22 protein-coding genes, 1 tRNA gene and 1 pseudogene are annotated in these 26,364 nt (G+C 72.3%); 10 read left to right on the forward strand and 14 right to left on the reverse strand.

Annotated elements, in window-relative coordinates:
• Positions 1-31: 31 nt before the first annotated feature.
• Positions 32-682 carry a hypothetical protein gene (locus tag ACV7NM_RS11010; protein WP_266497695.1) on the forward strand — a complete coding sequence of 217 codons (651 nt, stop codon included), beginning with the start codon at positions 32-34 and terminating at the stop codon, positions 680-682.
• A 51-nt stretch (positions 683-733) separates the two neighbouring features.
• Here the strand turns inward: ACV7NM_RS11010 and ACV7NM_RS11015 are convergent, their stop codons facing one another.
• Both ACV7NM_RS11015 and ACV7NM_RS11020 read right to left on the reverse strand, forming a co-directional pair.
• Entirely contained in the window at positions 734-1,327 is a 594-nt protein-coding gene (locus ACV7NM_RS11015; protein ID WP_463410130.1) for a Uma2 family endonuclease, read from the reverse strand.
• An 81-nt stretch (positions 1,328-1,408) separates the two neighbouring features.
• Positions 1,409-2,023 (reverse strand): ATP-binding protein, encoded by a 615-nt coding sequence (locus tag ACV7NM_RS11020; RefSeq protein WP_463410131.1) that lies wholly within the window; start codon positions 2,021-2,023, stop codon positions 1,409-1,411.
• 185 nt (positions 2,024-2,208) lie between these two features.
• Here ACV7NM_RS11020 and ACV7NM_RS11025 point away from each other — a divergent pair, with 185 nt between their 5' ends.
• Entirely contained in the window at positions 2,209-3,081 is an 873-nt protein-coding gene (locus ACV7NM_RS11025; RefSeq protein ID WP_463410132.1) for a helix-turn-helix domain-containing protein, read from the forward strand.
• Complete coding sequence (locus ACV7NM_RS11030; RefSeq protein ID WP_463410133.1) at positions 3,078-3,281, forward strand: DUF397 domain-containing protein; 204 nt, start codon at positions 3,078-3,080, stop codon at positions 3,279-3,281. Before ACV7NM_RS11025 ends, ACV7NM_RS11030 begins: the two co-directional genes overlap by 4 nt.
• A gap of 86 nt (positions 3,282-3,367) precedes the next feature.
• Here the strand turns inward: ACV7NM_RS11030 and ACV7NM_RS11035 are convergent, their stop codons facing one another.
• The 3 genes from ACV7NM_RS11035 to ACV7NM_RS11045 all read right to left on the reverse strand — a co-directional run bounded on the left by ACV7NM_RS11035 (position 3,368) and on the right by ACV7NM_RS11045 (position 9,948).
• Positions 3,368-5,638, reverse strand: a complete 2,271-nt coding sequence (locus ACV7NM_RS11035; protein WP_463410134.1) for a hypothetical protein — start codon at positions 5,636-5,638, stop codon at positions 3,368-3,370.
• 225 nt (positions 5,639-5,863) lie between these two features.
• Positions 5,864-8,341: a helicase-associated domain-containing protein gene (locus ACV7NM_RS11040; RefSeq protein ID WP_463410135.1), complete on the reverse strand. Its 2,478-nt coding sequence runs from the start codon at positions 8,339-8,341 to the stop codon at positions 5,864-5,866.
• 173 nt (positions 8,342-8,514) lie between these two features.
• A complete protein-coding gene (locus tag ACV7NM_RS11045) occupies positions 8,515-9,948 on the reverse strand; it encodes an ATP-binding protein (protein WP_463410136.1) in 1,434 nt (477 codons plus the stop codon).
• Between the two features lie 243 nt (positions 9,949-10,191).
• On the opposite strand from ACV7NM_RS11045, the gene ACV7NM_RS11050 reads away from it, so the two are divergent.
• Positions 10,192-10,264 (forward strand) — tRNA-Ser (locus ACV7NM_RS11050).
• Between the two features lie 403 nt (positions 10,265-10,667).
• On the opposite strand, the pseudogene ACV7NM_RS11055 reads toward ACV7NM_RS11050, so the two are convergent.
• A pseudogene (locus ACV7NM_RS11055) lies at positions 10,668-11,306 on the reverse strand (phosphoribosyltransferase); the annotation flags it as partial.
• A 193-nt stretch (positions 11,307-11,499) separates the two neighbouring features.
• Here ACV7NM_RS11055 and ACV7NM_RS11060 point away from each other — a divergent pair.
• A complete protein-coding gene (locus tag ACV7NM_RS11060) occupies positions 11,500-12,483 on the forward strand; it encodes an XdhC family protein (RefSeq protein WP_463410137.1) in 984 nt (327 codons plus the stop codon).
• A 229-nt stretch (positions 12,484-12,712) separates the two neighbouring features.
• Positions 12,713-13,153 carry a DUF6479 family protein gene (locus tag ACV7NM_RS11065; RefSeq protein WP_463410138.1) on the forward strand — a complete coding sequence of 147 codons (441 nt, stop codon included), beginning with the start codon at positions 12,713-12,715 and terminating at the stop codon, positions 13,151-13,153.
• A gap of 93 nt (positions 13,154-13,246) precedes the next feature.
• Here ACV7NM_RS11065 and ACV7NM_RS11070 read toward each other — a convergent pair whose 3' ends face one another.
• Both ACV7NM_RS11070 and ligD read right to left on the reverse strand, forming a co-directional pair.
• Positions 13,247-14,164, reverse strand: coding sequence for an ATP-dependent DNA ligase (locus tag ACV7NM_RS11070; protein ID WP_463410139.1), 918 nt, complete (start codon positions 14,162-14,164; stop codon positions 13,247-13,249).
• Entirely contained in the window at positions 14,161-15,045 is an 885-nt protein-coding gene (ligD, locus tag ACV7NM_RS11075) for a non-homologous end-joining DNA ligase (protein WP_463410140.1), read from the reverse strand. The genes ACV7NM_RS11070 and ligD overlap by 4 nt, the downstream gene beginning before the upstream one ends.
• Positions 15,046-15,076: 31 nt before the next feature.
• Between ligD and ku the strand changes: the two genes are divergently transcribed.
• On the forward strand, positions 15,077-16,135 hold the full coding sequence (gene ku, locus ACV7NM_RS11080) for a non-homologous end joining protein Ku (protein WP_463410141.1): 1,059 nt from the start codon (positions 15,077-15,079) through the stop codon (positions 16,133-16,135).
• A 447-nt stretch (positions 16,136-16,582) separates the two neighbouring features.
• On the opposite strand, the gene ACV7NM_RS11085 is transcribed toward ku, so the two are convergent.
• Positions 16,583-17,377, reverse strand: a complete 795-nt coding sequence (locus ACV7NM_RS11085) for a nuclease-related domain-containing protein (protein WP_463410142.1) — start codon at positions 17,375-17,377, stop codon at positions 16,583-16,585.
• Between the two features lie 360 nt (positions 17,378-17,737).
• Between ACV7NM_RS11085 and ACV7NM_RS11090 the strand changes: the two genes are divergently transcribed.
• Both ACV7NM_RS11090 and ACV7NM_RS11095 read left to right on the forward strand, forming a co-directional pair.
• A complete protein-coding gene (locus ACV7NM_RS11090) occupies positions 17,738-18,427 on the forward strand; it encodes a hypothetical protein (protein ID WP_463410143.1) in 690 nt (229 codons plus the stop codon).
• Entirely contained in the window at positions 18,424-19,668 is a 1,245-nt protein-coding gene (locus tag ACV7NM_RS11095) for a histidine kinase dimerization/phospho-acceptor domain-containing protein (protein ID WP_463410144.1), read from the forward strand. Before ACV7NM_RS11090 ends, ACV7NM_RS11095 begins: the two co-directional genes overlap by 4 nt.
• Before the next feature lie 579 nt (positions 19,669-20,247).
• On the opposite strand, the gene ACV7NM_RS11100 is transcribed toward ACV7NM_RS11095, so the two are convergent.
• The 3 genes from ACV7NM_RS11100 to ACV7NM_RS11110 are packed head-to-tail and all read right to left on the reverse strand — an operon-like array spanning position 20,248 to position 22,188.
• Entirely contained in the window at positions 20,248-20,502 is a 255-nt protein-coding gene (locus ACV7NM_RS11100) for a hypothetical protein (protein WP_463410145.1), read from the reverse strand.
• Between the two features lie 10 nt (positions 20,503-20,512).
• Positions 20,513-21,229, reverse strand: a complete 717-nt coding sequence (locus ACV7NM_RS11105; RefSeq protein WP_463410146.1) for a TetR/AcrR family transcriptional regulator — start codon at positions 21,227-21,229, stop codon at positions 20,513-20,515.
• A 29-nt stretch (positions 21,230-21,258) separates the two neighbouring features.
• Complete coding sequence (locus ACV7NM_RS11110; protein WP_463410147.1) at positions 21,259-22,188, reverse strand: AurF N-oxygenase family protein; 930 nt, start codon at positions 22,186-22,188, stop codon at positions 21,259-21,261.
• A 193-nt stretch (positions 22,189-22,381) separates the two neighbouring features.
• Between ACV7NM_RS11110 and ACV7NM_RS11115 the strand changes: the two genes are divergently transcribed.
• The gene (locus ACV7NM_RS11115; RefSeq protein WP_463410148.1) at positions 22,382-23,491 is read left to right on the forward strand and encodes a ferritin-like domain-containing protein; all 1,110 of its coding nucleotides are present in this window, start codon (positions 22,382-22,384) and stop codon (positions 23,489-23,491) included.
• Positions 23,492-23,510: 19 nt separating this feature from the next.
• Here the strand turns inward: ACV7NM_RS11115 and ACV7NM_RS11120 are convergent, their stop codons facing one another.
• Both ACV7NM_RS11120 and ACV7NM_RS11125 read right to left on the reverse strand, forming a co-directional pair.
• Positions 23,511-24,983 (reverse strand): penicillin-binding transpeptidase domain-containing protein, encoded by a 1,473-nt coding sequence (locus tag ACV7NM_RS11120; protein WP_463410149.1) that lies wholly within the window; start codon positions 24,981-24,983, stop codon positions 23,511-23,513.
• Complete coding sequence (locus ACV7NM_RS11125) at positions 24,980-26,353, reverse strand: FtsW/RodA/SpoVE family cell cycle protein (RefSeq protein WP_463410150.1); 1,374 nt, start codon at positions 26,351-26,353, stop codon at positions 24,980-24,982. The genes ACV7NM_RS11120 and ACV7NM_RS11125 overlap by 4 nt, the downstream gene beginning before the upstream one ends.
• Positions 26,354-26,364: the final 11 nt, after the last annotated feature.

Here is a 26,364-nt window from a genome sequence, read left to right on the forward strand (position 1 = left end):
TCTCGATCAATCAGCGAGACGGGGGCATCCCATGGCAGTTCCGCAGCCACAGACGCGCGAGTTCCAGGCGTTCAAGACCAACATCGAGTACGCCCGGAAGATGGTCCTCGCCGGCCAGAGCCTGGCCGCCTTCCAGTCCCCTGTCTTCGACATCGGCGACTTCTACCGTGCCGCGTGGGTGCAGGCGGTCAGCGCCATCGACCACTGGTTCCACGAGGAGCTGTACCGCCGGGTGGCCGACCTCGCCGCCGCGGACAGTCCTGGCATGCCGTACCAGCTGACGAAGTTCGAGCTGCCGCTGGAGAAGGTCGAGGAGGTCCGGCGGGGCACCACCACACTCGCCGACGCCGTGTCCGAGCACGTCAAGGCGAAGTGGGCCAACGCCTCCCTTCAGAACCCGCGCAAGATCAGCGAGGCGCTGAAGCTGGTCACGGAGGAGAACATCTGGGGCAAGGCCGCAGTTCAGCTCAACGAGTGGAACCACGGCCGCACGGGGATGACCGACCAGACCCTCAAGAAGCAGTACATCTCGATCACCGACCGTCGCAACAAGATCGCCCATGACGCGGACCTGCTGGACGGCGACCTCAAGCGGCGCCGCCCGATCTCCGACGCCGACGTGACGGACGCGATCGACTGGATCGAGCGGATCGCACTCGCCATCGCCAAGGTTCTCGGCTGACCTCTGGGATGGGTGAGGGCTCTGTGGACTACTGTCCGTGCCCTCGGCGTCTCAAGAGCCGGGCGGCGTCCCGTACAGGGGAAGGCCCGAAGTGGGCAGGTCGCCGCCGAGGTCGTCGGGCAGCGGGACCGGTTCGCCGTACTTTCCGTGGACGACGCCCTTGTACTCGCCTTCTCCCGGACGGGTGAACAGGGACCACGTGCCCGTGCGCGGGTCGATCTGCAACAGGCGGGCGACACGTGCCGCCGCGTACCACGCGGTCTTCTCGTTGATCCCTCTCAGCCGCTCGCTGGGCGAGATGACCTCTACCGCGAGGGCGATCGTGTCCGGCTCCAGGAGCCAGCCGTCGTCCTCCTTGAAGGCGCGGGGACCGATGGTCAGGTCCGGGGTCGCGTAGTCGTCCGGATCGTCGGGCATCGGGACGGACACGTTCTCGTACGACTCGTACGCGGCGGCAAGGCTCGGACGGATGGCGTCGCGCAGGTCGATGACGGTCCCGGCGTGCTTGCCGCTCGGGCTCGGGGACATCATGAGAATGCCCCCGATGATCTCCACGCGCATGCCGGTGGCCTGCTCGATCTGCTCGGCGGCGTCGCGCAGGTGTCCGCGGCGGACGGGGATGGGGTGGTGGGCCGGGTCCGACACGGTGTCGCCTCCTTGCCTGCGGGGAGTGGGTGCGGGGCCCGGGTGTACACGGGGCTCGGCACTCGCACGGCGCGTTTCACCTTACGGCAGCCCTCGTACGGCCAGCGGTTCCGCAGCGGGCAAGCGGAGGGGTGGGCCTTCGTCCAGGGCGAGGACGACCGTCAGGCCGCCGGTGGCGTGGCGAGCCGTCCGCACGCTGCGGACGGCGCGCCAGGCACCCCAGACGCGGATCTGTTGGCCGGGGCTGACCGTGACCGCCGCGATCTCCCTCGTTGACGGGGTGGGGAGGAGGTCGGGGGCTTTCAGCTCCGACCAGACCGTCTTGCCGATGCCGCCCGCGCGTGCGGTGACGCCCCAGCGGTGGCTGAGCGCGTCCACGAGCCGTAGCCCCCGGCCGCGTTCGTCGTCCGCCCCGGGCTCCCTGAGTTCCGGCCGGCCGGATCCGGCGTCGCTCACCTCCAGGCGCAGCAGCCCGTCCGTCGAGGAGTGTGCGATCCGTACGCCGACCTGGCGGTCACTGGGTGCGGGTGCTCGGAGGGCGTTGGTCACGAGTTCGGAGAGGACGAGTTCGGCGGTGTGGAGGAGGTCGTCCCCCGCGCCCCAGTCCCCGAGTAGGGCGTGCAGTGCCGCGCGGGCCCTTGCCGCGCTGCGGGGTCGGCGTGAGAGACGGAACACAACTTCGCTGAGTGAGGTCACAGCAGTCCCCTGAGGGTTGATGGCTGTTGATCAAGTCGCCTTGCATTCAGCGGGGTACGACCCCGTCCGCTGAGCGTGCCTCGCCGGGTGCGATCCGTGCAATATTGAATGCCGCAGAATCGCGAGATTCACTCAATCGGGAAGATTTGCGGTTCCAAGCGCGGCGCTCTGGTAGGGAGTTGCCTATGCCGAACGTGAAACCCTCCACCGTGCTCGGTCGCCAGCTCGGCGACGAACTCCGGCGCCTGCGTGAGGCGGCGGGTCTCACTACCGCCGCTGCGGCGAAGGCCCTCGACTGCACCGGTGGCAAGATCAGCCGGATCGAGAACGGTCATGTGCCGGTCCGGACACCAGATCTCGTAGCGCTCATGGACGCCTACGGGGTGACCGATGCCGAGACCCGGGATCGGCTGGGCGCCCTGGCCCAGAGGGCCAATCGTCGCCGCCGTGAGGGCTGGTGGCATCAGTACGGATCGGTTCTCGCTGACGCCTACCGTGACTACATCGAGATGGAAGACATCTGCGACAGCATCAGGACCTTTCAAGCCCAGCTGGTGCCGGGGCTTCTCCAGACCGCGGCATACGGGCGAGCGGTCACCGTCGCCTCACGTGCTTGGCACAGTGCCGAGGAGGTCGAACAGTTCGTTGAGGTGCGCCTTGCTCGACAGGAGAGGCTGGCCGGCGAGCGGCAGTTGGAGCTCTGGGCCATCCTTGCCGAAGGAGTGCTCCGCCAACAGGTGGGCGGACCGACAGTGATGCGTGATCAGCTGGAACACCTGGCGGAGATGGGGGAACGGCCCAACATCACCGTCCAGGTTCTGCCGTTCTCGCGTGGGGCGCACTCAGGTATGTTCGGCCCGTACCTGCTGATGAGCTTTCCACGGGTTGCGGCGCAAAACCTGGTGCTGACGGAGACCCCGACGGGCAACATCTGGATGGAACAGGAATCCGAAGTCGCCCGGTATCGCGAGCTCTTCGATGACGCTCGTACCTCCGCGTTGCCGCCCACGGAATCGCTCGGGTTGATCCGTCGCATCGCCAAGGAGCACAGACCATGATCCAGGCCCCCTCCCCCATGCCCGACCTCACGGCAGCGTCGTGGCGCGTCAGTAGCTACAGCGGTGGCCAAGGTGAGTGCGTCGAGGTCGCCGACAACGTCCCCGGCATCGTCCCCGTCCGCGACAGCAAGCGGCCCAACGGGCCTGTGATCGGGTTCGGGGCCGGCGCCTGGCAGGCGTTCGTCACGCAGGTGCGCTGACCGGGCGGCCCGGGGACAGGAGCCGGGCGGTCACGTCGTGGGCGCGGGGCTGGCTCCGCGCGGCCCCGGCCCGGCGTTCACGGCGGTCAGCGCCGCTTGCGTTTCCCGCCGGCGCGGTTGGCGGGCTTCTTCCTGCCGGGGGGGCGGGTCGTGCCGCTGGTGTGGAAGGCCCGCCAGGCTCGACGGGCCTGTTCGGCGGTGGCGCGGTCGGGGTGGTGTGAGAGCTGCTGCGCCAGGAAGGCGGCTGTGTACGGGTCCGCCGCCGTGAAGGCGGTGAGCAGGGCCGGGCCGCCGCCCGGCCAGGCTGCCGCGGCCTTGTCGAAGGCGGCGTGGACCTCGGCATACAGTTCAGGCTCCTCCTCGTTCCGAGCCGCCGTCACGCGGTGATCGAGGGATGCGGCGCTCCGTACGGCTTCGAGCGCGTCGAGCAGGTACACCGCGCGGGCCGACAGCGGAACGGCTGAGGGGTCGGGCGCCTGGCCGCGTGCGTGCAGGGTGTGCTCGGCCCAGCCGCCCAGGGCCGGGTCGGCCAGCAGGGCGTACAGGGCCTCGTCGGGTACGGCCGTCGCGTCGAGAGTGGCGAGCAGCGCTCGCCGCCTGGCGGGCTCGTCCTCGGGGCAGGCGGCGGAGATCGCCGCGAACAGAGGGGTCCATCCGTCGGTGCGCTGCGCGGCCAGCCAGTCGCCGACGGCCGGCCGGGCGGCCCGCTTCGGCCACCACTGGGCTGCCGCGACGAGCCGTTCCGCGTCCCAGGCGAGCATCTGCTCCCGAGTGGGGAAGACATCGGCGGCTTCGCCTTCGAGGCCCACGAGGAGGGTGTCCCGCAGCAGGGCGGAGCCGAGAGGGGTGAGGCTGACGGCGTCTCCGGTGCGCTCGGTGATACCCAGGGCGGCCAGGTGGTCCATCAGGCGCACAAGGCGGGCAGCGGACGGGATCAGATCCGTACGGTCGGACGCGGTGAGTGCCGGGAGTCCCAGGACCGCGGACAGGACCTGGGGGTCGGGCAGTTCGTAGTCTCCGGTGGCCGCGACGGACATGTCGGGGTCGCTCTCATGGCCCGGCGGCACGAACCACATGTCGTTCAGGGCAGCCACGCGAGCCACGGACTGCGCCATCCCCGCTTGCTCGCACAGGAGGTAGAGGGTGATCAGGTGCTCACCGTCGTACTCCCCTGCGGTCTCCTCCTCGGCCAACTGCGCCAGTAGGGCGCCGAGCAGGTTCAGGGCCAGTCCGGTCAGCTCGGCGGGGCCACCCTCACGCCAGGCCTCGGCCGATGGCCCCACGCTCAGCGCGCCGCTCTGCTCCCGCACCAGGAAGCCGCTCGCCAGCGCCAGTTCGCGCGTTCGCTCGTCCGCGCCCTGCGGATCGGCGGCGGCTTGCGCCAGGAGCTGGGGCAACGGGGCGGAACGCAGCAGCGCGGCCTGTTCCTCCGGGGAGGCCGGCAACGGGGCCGGGGGCAGCGGCGTAAAGGCGTCGCCAAACATCTCCAGGTGCTGGCCGGCCATGGCTTCGACGAGGGCGAGGAGAGGGGCGGGAGCGCTGCCGCCGCTCGGTGCCAGGTGCGCGAAGGGGCCGCGTAGCAGCCTGTCGAGCCCGGCTGCGGTCCAGCGATCGGCGAGCACACCCGCCTGCTCGTCGTACCAGTCGTCCCTCTCGTCGTCCGGCTTGCCTACCGGGGCATCGGCGACCAGCAGGCCCTCGCCGGGGCGGGGTCGCACCTGCTGGGCCAGCGCCACGGCCTCCAGCCGTGCGGCGAGCAGCGGACGGGCCTGCCGGGAGCGTTCCGCGCACAGCGCCTCCACGTATGCCGCTTCGGCGAGCGGTCCGTTCGGAGAGGAGGAGGCGGAGGAGGCGAAGCCGAGCGCGGCGTGCCGCTCGGCATACGGGCGCGCGGCGAACGCCTCCAGCCAGTCGCGCACAGCCCGGGGATCGGTGGCGTCCACGCCCGCGGCGCGCAGCAGGTTTCCGTACAGCCGCGGCCAGGTGAGGCGGCGGGGGCTCGTCATCGCCTGGGTGAAGCCATCGGCCAGCTCGTGCACCCGGGTCACGAGGTTGGCCTGCCGCTTGGCATTGAGGCGGCCGGCCTCGTGTGTGTGGTCGATCAGCGCGACCAGAGCGGCCACGAAGCCCGGCAGCTCTTCCTCGGTGGCGCTGACGTACAGCGGAAGCAGGATGTGCAGCAGTTCCTCGGCCAGCTCCTCGGTGGGCTCGGGCAGGCCGGTCCGGCGGCGTGCTTCGCCCAGCGCGAGCAGACCAAGGACGGCCTCGGCCGCCCGCGCGTCCAGCGGGGCGCCTCGCTCTTCGGCCCGGGCGAGGAACGAGTCCAGATCAAGGAGAAGTGGCGTGGCGGTGGTCATCCCGGCAGCCTAGCGACGCGGCCCAGCCGCCCGTTCCCATAGTTGGGATCCGGGACGGCGAACGGGACGCGACGTGCGAAAGCACATGTACGCCATCGATGGCATGCACACCGCCACCGCCGCTCAGCTCGCCCGGCCCTGTCACCGTGCTCACCTCCACGCCGATGGCCCTGACGGCGCTGTGCGGCGGTCGGGCCACCGTCATCGAGGTCTGACCCACGCGTCCTAGCCGGCCGCGGTGAGGGTGGCGGCCAGTAGGCGGGCGCTCGCGGGGGCGCCGCGACCCGGTTCACCGTAGGCAGCGTGAGCGTGGTCCAGGGTCGACATGAGGCTCGGGGCGCGGTCGGTGGGGGCGCGATCGAGGAGGGTGGTGCCCGTTTCGGCTTCCTGGGTGGGGGCGTAGCCGGCCGTGCGGAGGGCTGACAGCGTCTCCTCCGGCGGGGCCGTGGAGATCAGGACGGTGGGGGCGATCCGGCGCAGCCGGAGTTTGGTCAGGCCGCGGGACTGGGCCACCTCGGCGATCAGGGCGGTGTCGTCCGAGCGGATGCAGCAGGCGGAGCGGACGACCTTGAGTTGTCCGTGGGTGCGAGCGGTGTCCTTGATCGTGTAGGCCAATGGTTGGGGCAGGGGGGTGCCGCGCTCGCTCGCGGTGGTGAGGCGGTCGAGGAGTTCGTCCGCGCTCCAGCCGGCGTCCAGGGCCCGGCGGATGGAGGTTGCCGTGATGCGCCAGACCACCGCGTGGCCCTCGGACTCGATGTCGCCGACCGCGGAGAGCAGGTCGGCGAGGGCGGGCGCGGGCGCCCCGGTGACGGTGGCGGTCAGGTCGCTCTGGAACCGGGCCGTGTCGCTGGGCTCGGGCAGCGCCGCGTACAGCTCCTCGCGGAGGGTGGCCACCGCCTTCGCCAGGGCGGGGCGGAGGGAGAGGTCCTCGCCCAGGCCCTCCGAGCCGCGGGCGGTCGGGTCCGTGCCCGCGCCGGGTACTGCCGGGTAGTGATGGGCGGCTCCCGCCTCCAGCAGTCGACACAGGGCCCGCCCGACGGGGGTGAGCGCGCCGTGGGCCACCACGCCGAGCAGGGCCGCCTCTGTCAGGGTGGCCGCCATGCGGTCGAGGACTCCGTCCAGGCCGGTCAGCTCCCCCGTGGTGTCCGCGACCAGGTGAGCGCGCAGGGCGGGCTGGAACCATGCGGCCAGGGACAGCAGTTCGGTGTATCCGCGCGCGTTCGCGGTCAGCCCGTGTCCGTCGGGGAGAACGGCGAGCGCTCGCAGGACCCCGGTGCGGAGGGTCACGGCGTCCTCGTCCTGTGGGCTGATGAGCGCGACCGGGGTCTCATCGGGGTCCGGCCAGTGGGTGAGAATTGCGGGGACCACAGCCCAGGCTGCCAGCAGCGGCAGCAGTTTGGCCGCGGGCGGAGCGGCGGCCCAGGCGTCGTAGCGGTCGCTCGGCAACAGCTGGGCCGAGGGCTTGGGGGCCTTGGGGTTCCGGCGGCCGCGGGAAGTGGGGGCCGGTTCGTCGTCCTGAGGTGCGGCCAGTCCGGCGTTCACCGCGAGGTCCAGCCACAGCCGGGTGTCTGCCTCATCGGCCCCGGCCGCCTTGGCCAGCCGCCGGGTGTCCCGTACGGCGATCCCGCCCACCTTGCGGATCGCGACCGGCTGGGCGGCCAGCGCCCGCAGGACCAGTTCGGCCCGCCAGGCGGCCGCCGCGGCGGCCGTGCCGCCCTCACCCTCCCAGCCGGACGGCAGCGGCGCGGTGGCGGTGAACGGCTCCGGCTCCAGCCGGGGGCTGGGCGCCGCGCCCTCATCGCGGAGCGCACGGGCGACCTCGTACGGAAGTTCCACCAGGTCGAGGCCGGAGGGGATCAGGAGTCCGCGCCCGGCCAGCCAGTCGGTGCCCTCGTCGCCGCTGCCGCCCTCCCGGAAGACGTACTTGGCGTCCGGGCCCGCGTACTGCGACCCGTACCGGCCGACGAAGCAGTGGGTCCGCAGCAGCGGCGGGCCGGGTACCAGGTGGTCCAGCAGCTCCAGCGCCCGGACCGGGGCGTCCGCCACCAGTGCCCGCACCCGGGCGGGATCGGCGAGCAGAGCGGTGATCAGCCCCTGGGCCTGGTCGCGCGTACGGGCAGCCCCCTCGCCGAAGAGGTTTGCGGCGATCCGCTTGACCTCGGGGGCGTTGTAGGCGCTGGTCAGCAGCCGGTCGGCCGTACGCCCGTATCCGTCGAACCCGGCGGCGCGGACGTGCAGCAGTGGTGGGAGCGCCAGTTGGCCCTTGGGTGCGGGGAGCAGCAGCGCGCGCTCCCGCAGTCGGGTGAGTGCGTGTTCCGCCTGCTGCCGCTTCTCCCCCGGCTCGAACCAGGACAGTACGTCCCGCTCGGGCACCAATCGGTCCGCGGGTTCCACCGGGGGAACGGGCTTGCGCTGTTGCCAGGGATACCGGGGTCCATCCTCGGCGTCGCCACCGGCGGCGGGGCCGTGCCGCTCCAGGGCAAGGGCGGCGATGGAAGCGAGCAATTCCAGTTCTCCGGCGGTGCCCGCCATCAGGCCTTGGCCCACCGACTCGTCGGTGAGCAGGTGTTCGGCGAGCTCGCGGAAGGTGGTGATCCGCCGGTACCCGGCGGCGAGCGGCAGATCCCGCTCCTCCAGCAACGCGGTCAGCCGCTGAGGATCCAGGGTCCCCAGCCATTTCACAAGGGCGGTACGCGCATTCACCCGGCCAGGCTAGCGCCGTCCGGTCACCCCGCGGGGGTGAACCGGCCCCATCACCTCGCCGCCGCGCAGACGGGCTTCGATGTCCGGAAGATTCTGAGCATGCGGTCGATGTCTCCCGCCACTGGGCGCCCGGGGCAGGTACATCACCATGACCGCCCTGACGGATTCCCTGGCTACCGCCAGGCACGGACAAGGTCCTCCGGACCCCAATGCGCCGCAAGAGGCAGATCGTCCTCAACACCACAGCGGGATACTGCCACCAGCGCCGTGTCCGGCTCGGCACCGGGCACGGCGAGCATGTCCCGTACCAGGGCGTCGTACTCACGTCGGCCGAACGGCTGCGACTCCAGCCACTTCACCGAGCCGATGAAGTGAACCTGCCCTGCCACGGGTTCGCGGTCGGCTCCGATCAGGTCGATCTCGGGGTTGTTCTGCCGGTTCCACCAGCCGCCGACCGCCTCCGTCTGCGGCCACATCTCATCGGGCAGTAGCCGCAGCAGCGACTCGCGGACGACCGGCTCGACGGCCCGGCCCCGCCAGGTCGTCCACGACCGCTCGATGCGTTCCAGCGCCAGATCACCGCGACCGCGCTCGATGAGCGGGATCCCGCGTTGCAGGAAAGCCAGCCAGAACCGCAGGTACGGATCAGCGATGCGATAGCGCTTGTTCTTGCTGTCCGCCTTGACCGAGAGCGGCAGGTCAGCGGCCAGGACTCGCTTGGCCAGCAGCGTGTTCAGCAGCGGAGACAGCGTGCCCGAAGGCAGCGCGCCGGCACCACCGGCCTGCGCGGCGATGGTGGAGAAGGTCCGCTCGCCGCTGCCGACCGCTTCCAGGATCGCGCGCGAGTGGGACGCCTCGGGGAACTCCCCCAGCAGCGACAGCTCGCCCGCCACCAACAGCGGGGCAAGCGGGTTGGACACAGCCTCGCGCAGAAAGTCTCGGCGTCCCATCCCCGGCCGCCAGGACTGAACGATCTCCGGGAACCCACCGGTGATCAGCAGCGCGTCCACCGCTTCCGCCGCGTCAAGGCCGGTCATCGCCTGCACATCGGCCAGATGCAGCGGCTGCACGGTCATCTTGGCCGCCCGGCCGAAGAACGGGCGGCCATATGACTGCAGCGCCTCCATCACCGACATGTCACTGCCGACCAGGATCAACAGGACGGGCTTGGCGGACAGGTGCCGGTCCCAGACCGTCTGCAACGCCCCCTCGAACTCACCGTCCTGTGCGACCAGCCACGGAACCTCGTCGACCACCGCGATGCTCGGCGCGTCGTCCGGAATCGCGATTGCGAGGGAACGCAGCGCCTGGTTCCAGTCGGCGGCTTGCAGCCCGGCCACCAGCTCAGCTCCGGGAAGAGGGGAATGCGCCAGCGTCGCGGTGAAGTCCGCCCGCTCCGCCACCGCATTGCGTCCCCGGGTCGCCTGGAAGACCACATACGGAAGCCCGGAACGGTCGCAGAACTCCTGGACCAGGCGAGACTTGCCCACCCGGCGCCGGCCCGTCACGGTTACAGCCTGACCACGCGTGGCCCCCGTACCGCTGACCACCAGCCCCAGCTGCCGAGTCAACTGATCCAGGTCGGCAGACCTGCCCTTGAACTCCATCGGCGGCCATCCCTAGCATTGATCAAACGTAGATTCGATATTACGTAGATTGAGCCTTACTTAAATCCTAGTTCGCTTCCGGCGCTCTCGCCGGCAATCCCGCCGAGACGGAGGGGAAGGGATCGGCTCGCCGGCGCATCAGTCACCGAGGCCCACACCCCTCAGATTCTGTGACATTCGGCGCATTTCTGAATCGTGGGACATGTGGGGGCAGCAAGCCTGACAAATCATCAGCTAGGTGCCTGACCTGGGCAAACACCTGGGTACAATCCGGCCTCCGGAGCCGTGTGCGCAGGTTCGAATCCTGCCGGGGCACTTCGCAGGAAGTGCCCAAAGACCCTGCCATCAGCGAGTTCGCTGAGACGGGGTCTTCGCGTATGCGCGGCCAACTGCCGCCCTGCGGAATGGTCATGGACAGGATCTCGGTCCGTCGCCGCAGGTCTGGCCGGGAAGCACCGAAGGGCCCCCGGCAGGCCCAGGGGCCTCGCAGTGACCCACCGACAGGTCGGACAGCAGGTGGTCCGCGAAGGCGGGCAGGCCGGCGAACGGATGGCGTCCTGCGGCGCTCGGCAGCTCCCGCGCCTCAGCAGGGCGGTCAGTCCCTACTCGTCGAGGGTGCCGAGCCATTGCGCCAGAGCGGTGCGTGCCTTCACACGGCCAGCCTAGGGCGGATTCCGATCTCCTGGGGGTGAATCCGGAGCGGTCCCCGGGGGCCCGGTGGGGCCCGGGGACCGGGCGGCCAGGAGGGCGACGACCAGGCTGTCCGGGGTCTGGGAGAAGTCCCGGTACCACTGGCCCACCGAGGAGAAGGCGGGCGGGGTGGAGAGGCAGACCAGTTCGTCGGCGGAGGCGGAGAGTCGCGCGGCCGCGTCCGGTGGGGCCACCGGGGTGGCCATGACGACGTGGGTCGCGCCCTGCGCGCGGACGACCTCGCAGGCGGCGGCCGCCGTGGCGCCGGTGGCGACGCCGTCGTCGACCACGATCGCCGTCCGGCCCGCGACGGGCAGGCGGGGGCGGCCCGCGCGGAAGCGGTGGGCCTGGTCGACGAGGGAGGCTGTCTCCGTTCGTTCGACCGCCGCCATGTCCTGCGGGCGGAGGCCGCCACGGCGGACGACGTCCTCGTTGATCACGCGTACGCCGCCTTCGCCGAGGGCGCCGAACGCCAGTTCGCGGTGGCCCGGGACGCCCAGCTTGCGTACGACGACCACGTCGAGCGGGGCGTCGAGCTCCCGGGCCACGTGGAAGGCCACCGGGACTCCGCCCCGGGGCAGACCGAGCACCACCGGGTGCCGGGCTCCGTAGGGGCGCAGGGCCTCGGCCAGGCGGCGGCCGGCGTCGTCGCGGTCGTTGAACAACACCCTTCGAACCAACGCCCCCCGGCGACGTGGCGCAACTCGTGGCGCAACTCGTACGAAGGAGGTGGCGTCGGGTCTGTGGGTTTTGGGGGGTGGGTAGGCGTAGGCGGTGTGCGTAGGTTGACGTAAAGGCCACGCGGCGCCGCTGACCAGGTGCTTTGTGGCGGGCTCTGACGACGAGGATGGGGCGGACGCGATGCGTGAGCTGGTTGAGACGGCGCGGCAGTGGGTGGCGGAGGGACGGGACGGGTACCTGGCGCGGCCCGTCACCGAGCAGGGGTTCGGGCCGCGGGACCCGGCCGGGGCGGTGCTCGTGGACACCCGGGGCGACTGCGTCGGGGCCCTGTACCGGGGGGTGTTCGACGCCGAACTCGTCGCGGAGGCCCGCGCGATGGCGGCCGGGGACACCGCGCGGGTGTGCGAGGTCTCGGTCGGCGCCGGGGAGGCGGTGGAGGCGAAGCTGACCTGTGGCGGCCGGGCGGAGGTGCTGCTCCAGCCGTTGGCGGCGATCCCGGCCGAGTGGTGGGAGCTGCTCGGCGGGGGGCAGGGGGTGGCGCTGGTGACCCGGCTGAACGAGGCCGCGGACCGGGCGGTGAGCGAGGTCGTACGGAACGTCGACCCCCCGGCCGACGACGCCGCGCGGCGGGCCGGTGAGCTGCTGCGCACGCGGCGGCCGGGACGGGACGCCTTGTACGGGGGCTCGGGACTGGTGCTGGTGGAGGCGTACCCGTCCGCGCCGCAGGTGGTGATCGGCGGGGCCGGCGAGCTCGCGGAGATCATCGCGCGGCAGGCGGCGCTGCTGGAGTGGGGTGCGGTGACGGTCGAGTCGGCCGCCGAGGCGGAGAAGGTGCTGGGCGCCCACCGGGACGCCGCCTGCCTGGTGCTCCTGAGCCACGATCCGGACTTCGACGTGCCGACCCTGCGCACGGCGCTCGCGCTCGGCATTCCGTACGTCGGCGCGCTCGGCTCCCGCCGGACCGCCGCCCGGCGTCGCGAGGGCCTGCTGGCCGGCGGGGTGACGGAGGCCGAGCTGGCCCGGGTGCACGGGCCGATCGGTCTCGACCTCGGGGCGCGGACCCCGCCGGAGACGGCCCTGGCCATCTGCGCGGAGATCCTCGGGGTGCTCGGGGGCCGGGAGAGCGGCGGGCTGCGGGACTCGGAGGGGCCCCTGCGGGGGTAGCGGGTCGGAGAGCCCCGGCGGGCGCCGGGGCTCTCCGACCACCTCGTCCCGTTGAACCCCGGTCGGGTTCGGGTCTCGGTCCCGCGTCCTCGGCCCCGTGCGTGCTCGGCCCCGTACGTCCTCGGCCCGGACGCGCGTCCGTGCGCCCGTGCGTCCCTGGCGTCGTCGCGTCCCCGCGTTGGACGAATAGATCGGGTGATTACGTACCGAATGCGGGAAAATGGTACGTATGAACACCATCGCGTTGGAAGACGCGCACCATGCCGTCTGGTTCGTCTTCGTCGGCCTGATCATCGTCGCGTTCCTCCTCGGCGCCTTCAAGCTGGGCCAGCTGGTGCGCGCCAAGGAGCCGCCGCCGCCGACTCCGGAGAGCCAACCGCACCTGCCCGACGGCGGCGCGGTGTACGAGGTGCGCGAGGAGCGGGACCCCGTGGAGTTCCCCGAGAGCGGCCTGCGCCCGCACGAGATGCAGGGCTTCGGCAACTTCGGCTCCACCACCTCCACCCACCCGGACGATGTCCGCGCGGCCCGGGAATCCGGCTACCAGCACTCGCACCCGCACGCCGGCCAGCGCCCGTCCTCCGAGGTCACCGAGCCCCCGCCGCCCGCCCCGCCGACCCCGCCGGAGCCGCCGGTCGCCCCGCCGCAAGGGGGGACGGACCACACCTGACCGGGCCACACCCCGCGCCGGGGACGACCGCCGTACGGGCCCCTGACCGCGCCACCCCAAGGGCGGCGCTTCAGGGGTCCGTCCGGCGGCGCGTCAGAGGTCCGTCCGCAGTCGCAGCACCTCCGGCGGCGGGTGGCGCAGCGCGGTGTGGCGGACCTCCGCCGCCAGGGGCGGGTCGAGCGGACGGTACGTCACCTCCCCCAGCCCGATGGCCGTGACCGTCGGCGCCGGCGACGCCCCGGCCGTCGGCTCCGCCGGGGCGTCGCCCGCACGGCCGGCCAGGGTCTCGGACAGCTCCCGGCGCAGGGGGGCCGACAGGGGGCTCGACACCAGCGGGGCCTCGTCGTCGCCCGGCACGAGCAGGACCAGCGCCGCCGGCCGGCGCGGCGTCCCTGTGTAGCCGATCACCGCCGCGTCCCGGACGTCGGTGTGCCGGAGCTTCTGCCAGGCGCGCCGGCCGGCCGGGTAGGGCTGGTCCAGCCGTTTGACGACCAGCCCCTCGATACCGCTCGCGGGCAGGGTCTCGTACCAGGTCGCGGCCAGATCCGGATCAGTCGTCATCGGGACCGGCTGGAGGGGTGGCCCGAGCGGGAGCAGCAGGTCCACCAGGAGCGCCCGCCGGCGCTCGTACGTCCGGCCGCGCACATCGACTCCGGCCAGCTCCAGCACGTCGAACGCCGCGTACGAGGCGGGCAGGCTCTGCGCGAGCACCGGCGCGCGGCTCGCCGTCGCCGCCGCCCGCCGCTGCACGAGGGCGAAGTCCGTACGGCCGTCGTGCCAGACCACCACCTCCCCGTCGAGTACCGTCCCGGCGGGCAACCGCTCCGCGGCCAGGGCCAGATCGGGGAACGCGCTGGTCACGATCCGGCCGGAGCGGGCCTGCAGCACGACCCCGTCCGCCGTGCGCAGGACCACGAGCCGGTGGCCGTCGAACTTCGGCTCGTACGCCAGGCCCGCCGCCCGCGGCAGGGTCCGTACGGTGGCGGCGAGCGCGACCCTGACCCGGCTCACGGCAGCGCCCCGGCCTGTCCGGGGTCGGTGAGCGGGGCGAACAGGTCGCCGTCGCGGGCCAGCCTGGGCGCGATGTCGTCGGCGAGGAACACCAGGTCGGACGGGTGCGCACAGGCCTCCACCTCCGCCCAGGAGATGGGCGCGGAGACGGTCTGGCGGGCGCGGGCGCGCAGCGTGTAGGGCGCGGCGGTGGTCTTGGCGGCGGCGTTCTGGCTGTGGTCGACGAAGACCTTGCCGGGCCGCAGCGCCTTGGCCATCCGGTGTACGACGAGCTCGGGGAGGTCCCGTTCGGCCTCCTGGGCGAGCCGCTTGGCGTACGCGGACACCCGCGCGGACGGGGTCGGCTCCAGGGGCGCGGACAGGTGGAGGCCCTTGGCGCCGGAGGTCTTGGGGTAGGCGTGCAGGCCGTCGGCGGCGAGCCGGTCGCGCAGCCAGAGGGCGGCGGCGCAGCACTCCACGACGGTGGCGGGCGGCCCGGGGTCGAGGTCGAGGATCAGTCGGTCCGCGATGGCCGGGCTGCCCGCCGTCCACTGGTGGACGTGGAACTCCACGACGAGGTTCGCGGCCCACATGAGGGTGGGCATGTCCGCGATGACCACCTGTTCGGCGGAAGGGTCCTCCGAGCGCGGGACGGGACTGGTCAGTACCCAATCGGGGGTACCGGGCGGCGGGTTCTTGGTGAAGAAGAGCTGCCCGTCGGGGCCGTCGGGGTAGCGCAGGAACGACACCGGCCGGTTGTGGACGTGGGCCAGCAGGGGCTGCGCGACGGTGGCGTAGTAGTGCAGCACCTCGCCCTTGGTGAAGCCGGTCTCCGGATAGAGGACCTTGTCCAGGTTGCTGAGCGCGATGCGCCGGCCCTCCACCATGGTGATCGGCGTCATACGATGAGATTGCCACGAAACGGGAGGAACTGTGCGATCCATCTGGAATGGGGCGATTTCCTTCGGGTTGGTCAGCATCCCGATCAAGCTCGTGAACGCCACCGAGAGCCACTCGATCTCCTTCCGTCAGATCCATGTGACCGACGGCGGGCGCGTGCGGTACCGCAAGGTGTGCGAGCTGGACGGTGAGGAGGTGTCGGCCGCCGAGATCGGCAAGGGGTACGAGGAGGCGGACGGCTCGATCATCCCGATCACGGACGAGGATCTGGCGCGGCTGCCGATCGCGACCGCGAAGACGATCGAGATCGTGTCGTTCGTACCCGCCGACGAGATCGATCCCCTCCAGATGGACGCGGCCTACTACCTGGCGGCGAACGGGGCGACGGCCGCCAAGCCGTACACGCTGCTGCGGGAGGCGCTCAAGCGAAGCCGGAAGGTGGCCATCGCGAAGTTCGCGCTGCGGGGGCGGGAGCGGCTGGGGATGCTGCGGGTGGTCGATGACGTGATCGCGATGCACGGACTGCTGTGGCCGGACGAGATCCGCCGCCCCGAGGGGGTGGCTCCGGAGACGTCGGTGACGGTGCGGGACGCCGAACTCGACCTGGCGGACGCGCTGATGGCGACCCTGGGCGAGGTGGACATCGCATCGCTGCACGACGACTACCGCGAGGCCCTGGAGGAGATGATCGCGGCGAAGGCGGGCGGCGCGTACGAGCCCGCGGAGGCGGCGACGGAACCGGCCGGTCAGGTGATCGACCTGATGGCGGCGCTTGAGCGGAGCGTGCAGGCGGCGAAGGCCTCGCGGGGGGAGGGTGGCGGAGAGGGGGCCGAGGCGGACGTGACGCCGATCCGGCGGAAGTCGGCCGCCGCGCCGAAGGCGGTGGGCGGGAAGAAGTCCACGGCGGCGTCGGGGTCGGGCGCGGCGAAGAAGACGGCGGCGGGGCGGAAGTCCACGTCGGCGGCCTCGACCAAGAAGACGGGGTCGGCCGGGGCCAAGTCGGGCGGCACCAAGTCCACTTCGGCGGCGGCGAAGAAGACGGCGTCGTCGGGCAAGAAGGCCACACCACCGCGCAAGCGGCGCTCGGCGTAGCCCCTGGCCGGGTGCTTTGCGGGGCCCTCGCGGGGGTTGCCCGGCGCACCGGGCGGGGCCGGGGTTCGCCTCGCACGCCGGCGGGGCCGGGTTCGGCGGGCGCGCCGACGCGCGAGGCGAACCGGCTTGGCCGGGTGCCTCAGGGGCCGGCCGGGCCGGGTTCGGCGCGTGCGCCGGCGGGGCCTGTGCCCTGGCCGGGGGGTCTGCCAGAACCCGCGAAGGTTGCCCGCCCTCCCCGCCGAGCGGGATCGGCGTTCGCCTCGAACGCCGGCGGGGCTGGACTTGGCGGGCGCGCCATTGCGCGGAGCGACCCGGCTGGGCCGGACGCCTCGGGGCGGCCGGGTGGGGTTCGGCCGGCGCGCTGTTGCGCAGCAACGCGATGTCGACAGGGTCGGGGGGCCCGCTCGGGGTCCGGAATTGAGCAGTCGTGGTGGAGCCGTCGGGGCGTTACGGGAGCCAGGTGGAGGTGTCGCGGGAGAGGGAGAAGAGGGCATCCGTGTCCGGGGGTTTGAGGATGGGGGTGGCCGTCGTGAAGTAGGGGGTCAGGGCGGGTTGGAGGACGCGGACGTCGCGCAGGGTCGGGGCCACCTCGACGGTGGCGGCGTCGACCACCGCCACCACCGGGGTGACCGGCACTCGCAGGGCTCGCGCGGCGTGGGCCGCCGCAAGGCGGATATGGCGCACGTCGGGGCGCGGATCGGCCCGACCCACCGTGACCAGCAGGTCCCCGGCCCGGACCCGTTGGCGCCGGCCCGCCACCGTCGCCACGCAGAACACCCCGGCCGGGCCGATCAGCAGGTGGTCGATCACGCCGCCGCCCGGCAGGGGCACGGCGTGCAGGACCCGCCAGTCCATCGCTTCGAGGGCCCCCATCTCCGCCCCCACCGCCTCCCGGGCCCCGAGCTCCCGGCGCAGCCGGTGGCGGGTCCGGGTGCCCGGCGAGCCGTACGCCAGCTCCCCGAGCAGCGGCTCCCCCGGCCGGTTCGGGGCCAGGTCCCGGTCCGGCGGAAGGGCCAAGCGGAGCCGTTCGGCGGGCGTGGGCACCGGCGGCGGGCCGACGGCCGGCTCACCGCTCAGGTAGGGGCGCAGGGCGGCGAGCACCGCCTCGCGGTGGGCTTCGTCCAACAGGCTGATCCGGTTGATCCGCCGGTCGTACCAGGCCACCGCCCGGCCGTCCGGCAGGTTAACGAACAGCCTGCCCATCCCGGGCCGCCCGCTCGGCAGCACCTTGAGTCCGCGCATCGTCCTCACCCCCGGCGTCCATGGGAGCAGGCGGTACGCCGCCCGGCAATCCCCCGCACGCGGCGTGCCACGCGACGACCCCGACGGGACGCCGACGGTTCCCCATCGGCTCGCGGTCGTATCGCCGTTACGAGGCCCTCGCCCCACTTCCGTGACCACCGCCAGCCGGCGCCCCGGCGCCGCCGGAGTCGGCTTCGCGATGCGGCGGCGGGGGCGTACGAACGCCTGACACCGAGCGCGCCAGGCCACCTCCGCCCACGCGGGCGTCGCCCATGTGTGCGGGCGAAACCGGATCGGGTCGGCCTAAGGTTGGCGGGAAACACCCGTTGCCCCGGCGCCACGTAGAGGAGGCCCACCGCTGTGCGCACGCTCCCCTCCCGCACGGGCACCGGGCTGCTCCTGCTGGCCTGCCTGCTGCCGTTGCTCTCGGCGTGCGGCGACCCCGGCGGCCTGGCCTCCGCCGGTCCGACCCCGACCGCGAGCGGACCCGTACGACTGTGGCCGTGGCGCAAGGGGGCCGCCGTACCGCCCGCACCGCCTGGGGGCGTGCCGCCGGTGTACGTGCAGGGCCTGCCGCTCGTGCACGACCAGAACGTGCACGAGGTGGACGCGGTCGCACTGGTGCAGGCGGAGCTGCGCGCCCACCGGGGCGCCGTCGTCGGCGCGGACGGGGTGCCGAAGGAGACCGCCGACGCGATCCGGACCTGCGGGACGGAGTCCTCGGAGAAGTGCCCGGTGCTCGACCCCTACTACCGGGACCTCACCGGGAACGGGAAGGACGAGGTCGTCGTCGGGATCGAGCTGCCCGACAACATGATGTCGGTACGTGCCTACACGGCCGACCCCGACGGGCGGCTCAACCGGATCATGGCGACCACCGAGACCGTCATCGGCGTCGAGCTGGCCGGTCAGAACGTGGTCCTGCGCATACCGAGCGGGCATCCCGGATACGAGCTGTTCAGCACCTGGGCGTGGGACGAGAAGCAGCGGAGCATGCTGCCGACGCGCGAGCAGATCGTACGGGTGCCGGCGCGCCCGGGGGCGTCATGAGGGCCCGGCTCCCCGCCTGGACCGCCAGGCTCACCTGGAAGTCGGCCTGCTTCATCGTGGTCATGTGCTGTGCGTTGGCGGCGGCGCTGGGCGCGCTGGTGCACGTCGAGGTCACCCGACAGACGGTGACGAACGCGCGGGACCGGGCCTTGGAGAAGCTGGGCGACGCCACGCGGGCGTACGAGGCGGGCGAGGCCCTGCCGCCGCGTTCGGCGCTCGATCCGGCGGGACTGCCGGATCCGCTGCGGCGGTTGGCGGTGCGCGGACAGCGGGGCACCGTCGTGGCAGAGTTCCGGGGGCGGCAGGTCATGTGGGCGGCGGGCCCCGCGGACGGCCGCGCCCTCGCCACTGCCGTGGACTACAGCCAGGCGGCGCGCACCATCAGCGGGCTGGACCACGCGATCATCGGCTCCTCGATGCTGGCGATCGGCGGCACGCTGCTCTTGGGCGCGTTCGCGGTGAGGCGGGTGACGCGGCGGCTGCACCAGACGGCCACGGTCGCGCGGCGGATCTCCCAGGGGGACCTCGACGCACGGGTGGGCGACCCGCGCACGAAGGACGCCTCGCGGCACCAGGACGAGGTGGCGACGGTGGCGGGCGCGCTCGACACGATGGCGGCCACCCTCCAGGGGAAGCTGGAGCGCGAACAGCGGTTCACGGCGGATGTCGCGCACGAGCTGCGGACGCCGCTCACCGGGTTGCAGGCGGCGTCGGAACTCCTGCCGGAGGGGCGGGCGACGGAGCTGGTGCGGGAGCGGGTACGGACGATGCGGGGGCTGACGGAGGACCTGCTGGAGATCTCGCGGCTGGACTCGGGGCGCGAGGTGGTGGAGACGGACCTGCACCAGCTGGCGCGGCTGGCCCGGCGGGCGGTACGGGCGTCGGGGACGCCGACCGAGGTGGTCGTGGTGCGGGACACGCTGGTGGAGACCGACCGGCGGCGGCTGGAGCGGGTCCTGGGGAACCTGGTGGCGAACGCCCACCGGCACGGGCGGGAGCCGGTCGTCCTGACGGTGGACGGGCCGGTGGTGACGGTACGGGACCACGGTGACGGGTTCCCGGAGTACCTGGTGACGCAGGGCCCGCAGCGGTTCCGCAGTGCGGGGGCCGGGGGCGGTGGCGGCAAGGGACACGGGCTGGGCCTGACCATCGCGGTCGGCCAGGCCGCGGTGATCGGGGCGCGGCTGGAATTCCGCCAGGCGGACGGGGGCGGGGCGGAAGCTGTGCTGCGCTTGCCGTGACACTGCCCTGGCCGGGTCGTTCCCCGAACCCCGCGGAGGCTGCCCGGACCGCCGGACGGGGTCGGTGTTCGCCTCAAACGCCGGCGGGGCTGAGTTTCGGCGGAAGCCCCGCTGCACGAAGCGACCCCGGCTCCGCCGGGCACCTCACACGCCGGGGGGCCGACCTGAGACCGGGTCCTTGCGCCGGCCCCGCCCAGGGTTCCCCGGACGCCTGGTGCCGGCGGGGCTGTAGGGCTGCGGGGTCGGGCGGTGGACTGTCCCCTGGCGGGGTTGGACGTGTTGGACGGGGGTGGGGGCGGGGTGGGGGGTTGGACGGGGCCTAAACGTGATTTGTGGCGCGTAGGGGTCACGCTTCCCCGACCCGGGGTCGGCGCCATAAATCATGCCCGCCCCGGACGACCCCCCACCCCGTCCACGCCCCCGGCACCCCGCCAAGACACAGCCACCCCGAGCCCCGCCGGCGCTTGAGGCGAACACCCACCCCGCCCGGCGAACCGGGCAACCCCCGCGCCGGACCGCGCAACGACCCGGCCAGGGCGCCGGCCACGGCACCGGCACCGGCACCGGCACCGGCCAGGGCTACCGCCACGGCCAGCGGGCGCGGGGGCGGGTCGTGTCCGGGCGGTAGGTGTACTTCCAGCCCTTGCGGAGGCCCAGGCGTTTCGACTGGCCCGCCGGGACCCGCTCGTACAAGAGGACCGTCGGGGCCGCGCCGTCCGGGTTCGGGACCGGGATCTCGTACCACTTCGGGGGGTGGCCGGTCGGGCCCAACAGGATCGGCAGGGACCGGCCGTCCATGGGACCGCCCTCGAAGGGGGTCGATTCGCTTCTCACCCCTCCAGTGTCACAGCAGGTGGGCCGCCTCGGAGACCACGGGGATCACCCGCCGGGCCAGGACCCCGACCGGGCCGTCCGCCGTTTCCAGCGCCAGGGCAGCCCGCGCCGCCGCGGCCGTCTGCGGGTCGGTGGCCGCGGTGGCGGTGAGGAGGGCGATGAACTGGTCCACCAGCCAGTCGCGGAGCGAGCCCACCTCCGGCCGCTTGCCCTCGTCGATCCAGTTCAGGGAGGCCCCCTCCACGGCCGTGATCCAGGTCCGCACCATCATCCGCAGCCGCGGCCCGGGGTCCTGGACGGCCAAGTGGACGAGGATCTGTTCGGCCGCCGCGCGGCGGATGCCGTCCACGGTCGCCGTCGTACGGGAGGTCTCCACGACGCTGCCGCCCTGGAGCAGCGCCGCGAAACCGGTGTCGTGTTCGTCGACGAAGGCCAGGTAGCGGTCCAAGGCCCGGGACAGCCGCTGGGTGAGGGGACCTGCCTGGGGTTGCGCGAAGCACTGTTCCAGCAGTTCCGCCGCCGAGCGCAGGGCGGCTTCGTAGAGCTGTTGCTTGCCGCCCGGGAAGTAGCGGTAGACCAGCGGGCGCGAGACCCCGGCGGCCTCGGCGACGTCGTCGAGGGAAACCTCCTCCGGCGCCCGGTGCGCGAACAGCGACAGGGCCGCGTCGAGGAGTTGGGACCGCCGCTCCTCGACGCTCAGCCTGCGGTAGGCCCTTACGGTCGTCATGCCCGCAGGGTAACCCCGGGGGGTGGCGGTCAGGCGAGGAGTCCCGAGCTCCGCCACAGCCTGCGGCCGACGCCGCGCAGTACGCCGATGTCGTCGAGGAAGTCCGTCAGCCGCTTCGCACCGGTCTGCATGACCTCGCGCCGGTGGCCGCTCGCCTTGACCTGGGCGACGGCTTCGCGCCGGTCCAGGCCGATGTTCTCGTAGACCTGCGGGTTGACGAAGGCCAGCGAGAAGACGCGGGCGGCCTCGCCGCAGCTGATCCGGGTGAGTTCCTGCTCCCAGCGCGGGGCCGTCAGCATCTGGCGGCGTAGTTCCTCGCGGGCGTAGCGGACGTGCCGGGCCTCTTCGATGACGTGGATGCGGGTGACCCCGCGCACCAGGGGCTGGACGCGCTCGTCGGGGAAGGTCAGGCGCTGCATCCAGTCGAGGATCTCCTCGCCGAGGAGGGTGCAGGCGAAGGAACCGGGGGTGGTGGAGACCGTCTTGAGGACGCGGGCCAGGTTGTGGTGGGTGCGCGAGACCGGGTAGGCGGGGGTGTCCGCCTTGCGGATCATGCGGGCGAACATCATGGAGTGCCGGCATTCGTCGGCTATCTCGGTGAGCGCGTAGCGGACGTGGTTGCTGACCAGCGACTTGTCGTAGATGTGTCGGACGAGCAGCTGCATCAGGATGATCTCGAACCAGATGCCGAGGGAGCCGAGCGCGGCAGCCTCGTGACGGGAGAGGTCGATGCGCTGTTCCTCGCCCATCTTCTTCCAGAGCGGTGTGTCGTAGAGCGAGAGCAGTTCGGGCGGCCAGTAGTACTTGCCTTCGATCGGCGGGGCGTCCCAGTCGAGTTCCCTGTCGGGGTCGAAGGAGTGCTTGGCCGATGATTCGAGCAATCGTTCGGCTGTCTCCTCACGGTCCTTCAGGAGGCCGAGCGCGTCCCTCGGCGCTGCTCGATCGGTCACGGTCGTCATGGCTTCGGACACCTCGCTCGTCGAGTTACCGGCGGTCACTGCTTATGAGACTGCTTGTCAGCAAGACCGTCAATCCCCCCGGCGCGACTTGTTGACCCCGCGTCTACCAACGTGTGACGCTGCGGGCGGTGGCCAACTGTGCCGTCTTGTACGCGAGTACGTGAGACGTGAGACGTGAGACGAGGGAGCGTCAGTGTCGACGCACGAGCTCTACACCAAGGACCCCGGCGAGGGCGTCTGGCAGGTTCCGGCCTCGGGCGCCGCCCGCTTCAGCTGGGAATACGACGGAGGCCGGGAGCGGCTGCTCGCCCTGTACCAGAAGGGCAAGGACAAGCAGTGGGACGGCGCCAAGCGCATCGCGTGGGACCTGGAGGTGGACCCGTACGATCCGCTCGGCACCCCCGACGAGGCGCTCACGCTCCACGGCACCCGGTACTGGGCCAAACTCACCGACAAGGACAAGGGAGAACTGCGCCGCCACTACGCGGCGTGGAATTTCAGCCAGTTCCTGCACGGGGAGCAGGGGGCGATGGTGTGCGCGGCGCGCATCGTGGAATCCGTACCGGACCTGGACGCGAAGTTCTACTCGGCGACCCAGACGATGGACGAGGCCCGGCACGCGGAGATCTTCGGGCGTTTCCTGCACGAGAAGGTCGGGATGCTCTACCCGATCAACGACAGCCTCCAGGGGCTGCTCGGCGACACCCTGCGCGACTCCCGCTGGGACATGCCGTACCTGGGCATGCAGGTGCTGATCGAGGGGCTGGCACTGGCGGCCTTCGGGATGATCCGCGACACGACCGACAAGCCGCTGCCCAAGCAGATCCTGGCGTACGTGATGCAGGACGAGGCCCGGCACGTGGCCTTCGGGCGAATGGCACTGCGGGACTACTACAAGCAGCTGACGGACGCCGAGTTGCGCGAGCGCGAGGAGTTCGTGATCGAGGGCTGCCACCTGATGCGGGACCGGCTGCGCGGGGTGGAGGTCCTGGAGAACTTCGGCGTCCCGAGGAAGGAGGCGGAGGAGTTCAGCGAGCAGTCGGAGTTCCTGCACCTGTTCCGCAGGCTGCTGTTCAGCCGGATCGTGCCCTGCGTCAAGGACATCGGGCTGTGGGGTGACCGGCTCCAGCGGGCGTACCTGGAGATGGGCGTCTTCGAGATGGGCGACTCCAACCTCGACCTGCTGATGAGCGAGGACGAGGAGATCGCCGAGGCGCTGGACCGCGAGCGGTTCGCGGAGGAGGAACGGGAACGGGTGGCGGAGGTCCGGTCCGCCATCGAGGAGGGCGCGGGGGGCGGTTGATGCCGGGACGGTGGGCGGGCTACGGGGTGCGCGGCTTCGCCTCAAGCGCCGCCGCCATCACGGCGCGGGCGATCGGGGCCGCCGAGCTGTTGCCGCTGATGTCTCCCCGGTCCGCCGACGCGTCCTCGACCACCACCGCGACCGCGACCGCCGGCAGCGGGGAACCCGCCGACCTGGCCCAGGCGACGAACCAGGCGTAGGGCGTGCCCGCGTTGCCCACGCCGTGCTGCGCGGTGCCGGTCTTGCCGCCGACCACCGCGCCCGGAACGGCGGCGTTGCGTCCCGTGCCGTTCTCCACCACCTTGACCATGAGCTCCTGCACGCGCAGCGCCGTAGAAGGGCTCATGGCCCGGCCCAGCGTGTGCTGTTCGCCGCGCCGCACCTGGCTCCCGTCGTCCTGAGTGGTGCGCTCGACCAGGTACGGGCGTTTGAGCTCCCCGCCGTTGGCGACCGCCGCCGCCACCATCGCCATCTGGAGCGGGGTCGCCTTGGTGTTGAACTGCCCGATCGAGGACAGCGCCAGTTGGTCGGGGCTCATGTCGGTGTCGAAGGTCGACGGAGACACCCAGGCGGGCACGCGCAGCCCGTCGTCGTTGAAGCCGAAGCGCCGCGCCGCGTCGACCATGCGGGCCAGGCCGACCTGTACGCCGATCTTCGCCATGACCGTGTTGCACGACCACTGCACCGCCTCCGCCATCGAGGCGTCCTCGCAGCCGGTGGCCTCGTTCGGCAGCAGGGTGTCGGTCCCCGGCAGCGGGTACGGGTCGGGGGTCCGGGTCGGGGCGTCCACGTCCTTGACCACCCCGGCGTCGAGCGCTGCCGCCGCCGTCACGATCTTGAAGGTGGAGCCGGGCGGGTACGTCTCGCGCAGCGCCCGGTTGAGCATGGGCTTGGCGGGGTCCGCGTTCAGCCGCGTCCACGCCTCCTTGACGCGCGCGCCGGTCCCGGAGAGCGCCGCCGGGTCGTAGGAGGGGCTGCTGACCAGGGCCAGGATCCTGCCGGTGGCCGGCTCCAGGGCCACGACCGCGCCCCTCTTCCCGGCCAGCCCCGTGTACGCGGCGCGCTGCGTCCCGGACCGGATCGTCGTGACCGCGTTCCCGCCGGGCGGGTGGCCGCGCGCGAGGTCGTACCAGAGCGGGAAGGCGGACAGGCCGGGGTCGGTGCCCGCGAGCACGGCGTCCTCGGCGCGCTCCACGAAGCTGGTCCCGTACGTCTGCGAGGAGAAGCCGGTGACGGGCGCGTAGAGCGGGCCGTCGGTGTAGGTCCGCTCGTAGCGCAGCAGTTGGCCGCTGTCGCGGGAGCCGGTGACGGACCGGCCGTCGACCAGGACGTCCCCGCGCGGCTTCGCGTACCGCTCGACGGCGGTGCGCTTGTTGGCCGGGTTCGCGCCGTAGGCGGAGGCCTCCCAGACCTGCACCCGGCCGATGTTGACCAGCAGGGCGAGGAGCAGGGCCGCGCAGAAGTACGCGCACCAGCGGATGTAGCGGATCACGCGGGGACCGCCTCTCCTGCCGGCAGGGGCCTGCGGGCGCTGTCCCCGAGCCGGATCAGCAGGGCGACGATGATCCAGTTCGTGACCACGGAGGAACCGCCCTGCGCCAGGAACGGCATGGCCATGCCGGTGAGCGGGATCAGCCCGGTGACACCGCCGGCGATGACGAACACCTGGAGGGCGAGGATCGAGGCGAGCCCGGTGGCCAGGAGACGCCCGAAGGGGTCGCGCAGCGCGAGTCCGGCACGGAAGCCCCGGTCCACGAGGAGCCCGTAGAGCAGCAGGATCGCGCTCAGGCCGACGAGCCCCAGTTCCTCGCCGGCGGTGGCCAGGATGAAGTCGGACTTGGCGGCGAAGCCGATGAGGAAGGACTGGCCGTGGCCGAGGCCGGCGCCGAGGAGGCCGCCCGCGCCGAAGGCGAAGAGGGACTGGGCGAGCTGGCCGGGGCCGTCGCCCCGCGCGATGGAGGCGAAAGGATTCAGCCAGTCCTCCACGCGGCCGTGCACGTGTGGCTCGAACGTCCCCACGGCGTACGCGCCGAGGGCCGCGAGCAGCAACCCGATCGCGATCCACCCGATCCGCCCGGTGGCGGTGAACAACATGATCACGAACAGACCGAAGAAGAGCAGGGACGTGCCGAGGTCCCGCTCCAGGACCAGTACGCCGACGCTGAGCAGCCAGATGGTGAGGATCGGGCCGAGGACGCGGCCGGGGAGCAGGCGCAGTTTCCACAGCAGCCGGCGCCCGGTCAGCGCGAGGGCGGTGCGGTTCGCGGCGAGGTAGGCGGCGAAGAAGACGGCGAGCAGGATCTTGGCGAACTCCCCCGGCTGGAAGGAGTACCCGGCGCACCGGATCCAGATGTGAGCGCCGTTGACGGCCGGGAAGAAGACGGGGACGAGCATCAGGGCGAGCGCCGCGGTGACGGAGAGGTACGCGTACCGCTGGAGGACCCGGTGGTCCCGCAGCGCTCCGACGACCAGCACGAACAGCGCCAGCCCGAGGCCCGACCAGCGCAGTTGGTCGCCTGCGGCCGGGTGGCCGGGGGTCGTGAGGTCGAGCCGCTCGATCAGGACGAGGCCCAGGCCGTTGAGCAGGACGGCGATGGGCAGGACGAGCGGGTCGGCGTACGCGGCGCGGAGCCGGACCGCGAGGTGCGCGAGCAGGGCGGCCGCGGCGAACCCGACGGTGTGCCGGGTGACGGCGTCGGGGAAGTGGCCGGTGGCGGCGAAGCCGACGTAGAGGTGACCGAGTACGGAGATCAGGACCGACCCGACGAGCAGCGTGAGCTCGATGCCGCGGCCCTTGGGGGTCCGGGCGTCGGGAGGCGGGGGCGGAGCGGGCTCCGCCACCTGCGCCGTCAGAGCGGTCATAGGGGGAACGT

It is taken from the genome of Streptomyces sp. Tek67B01 (assembly GCF_055231995.1).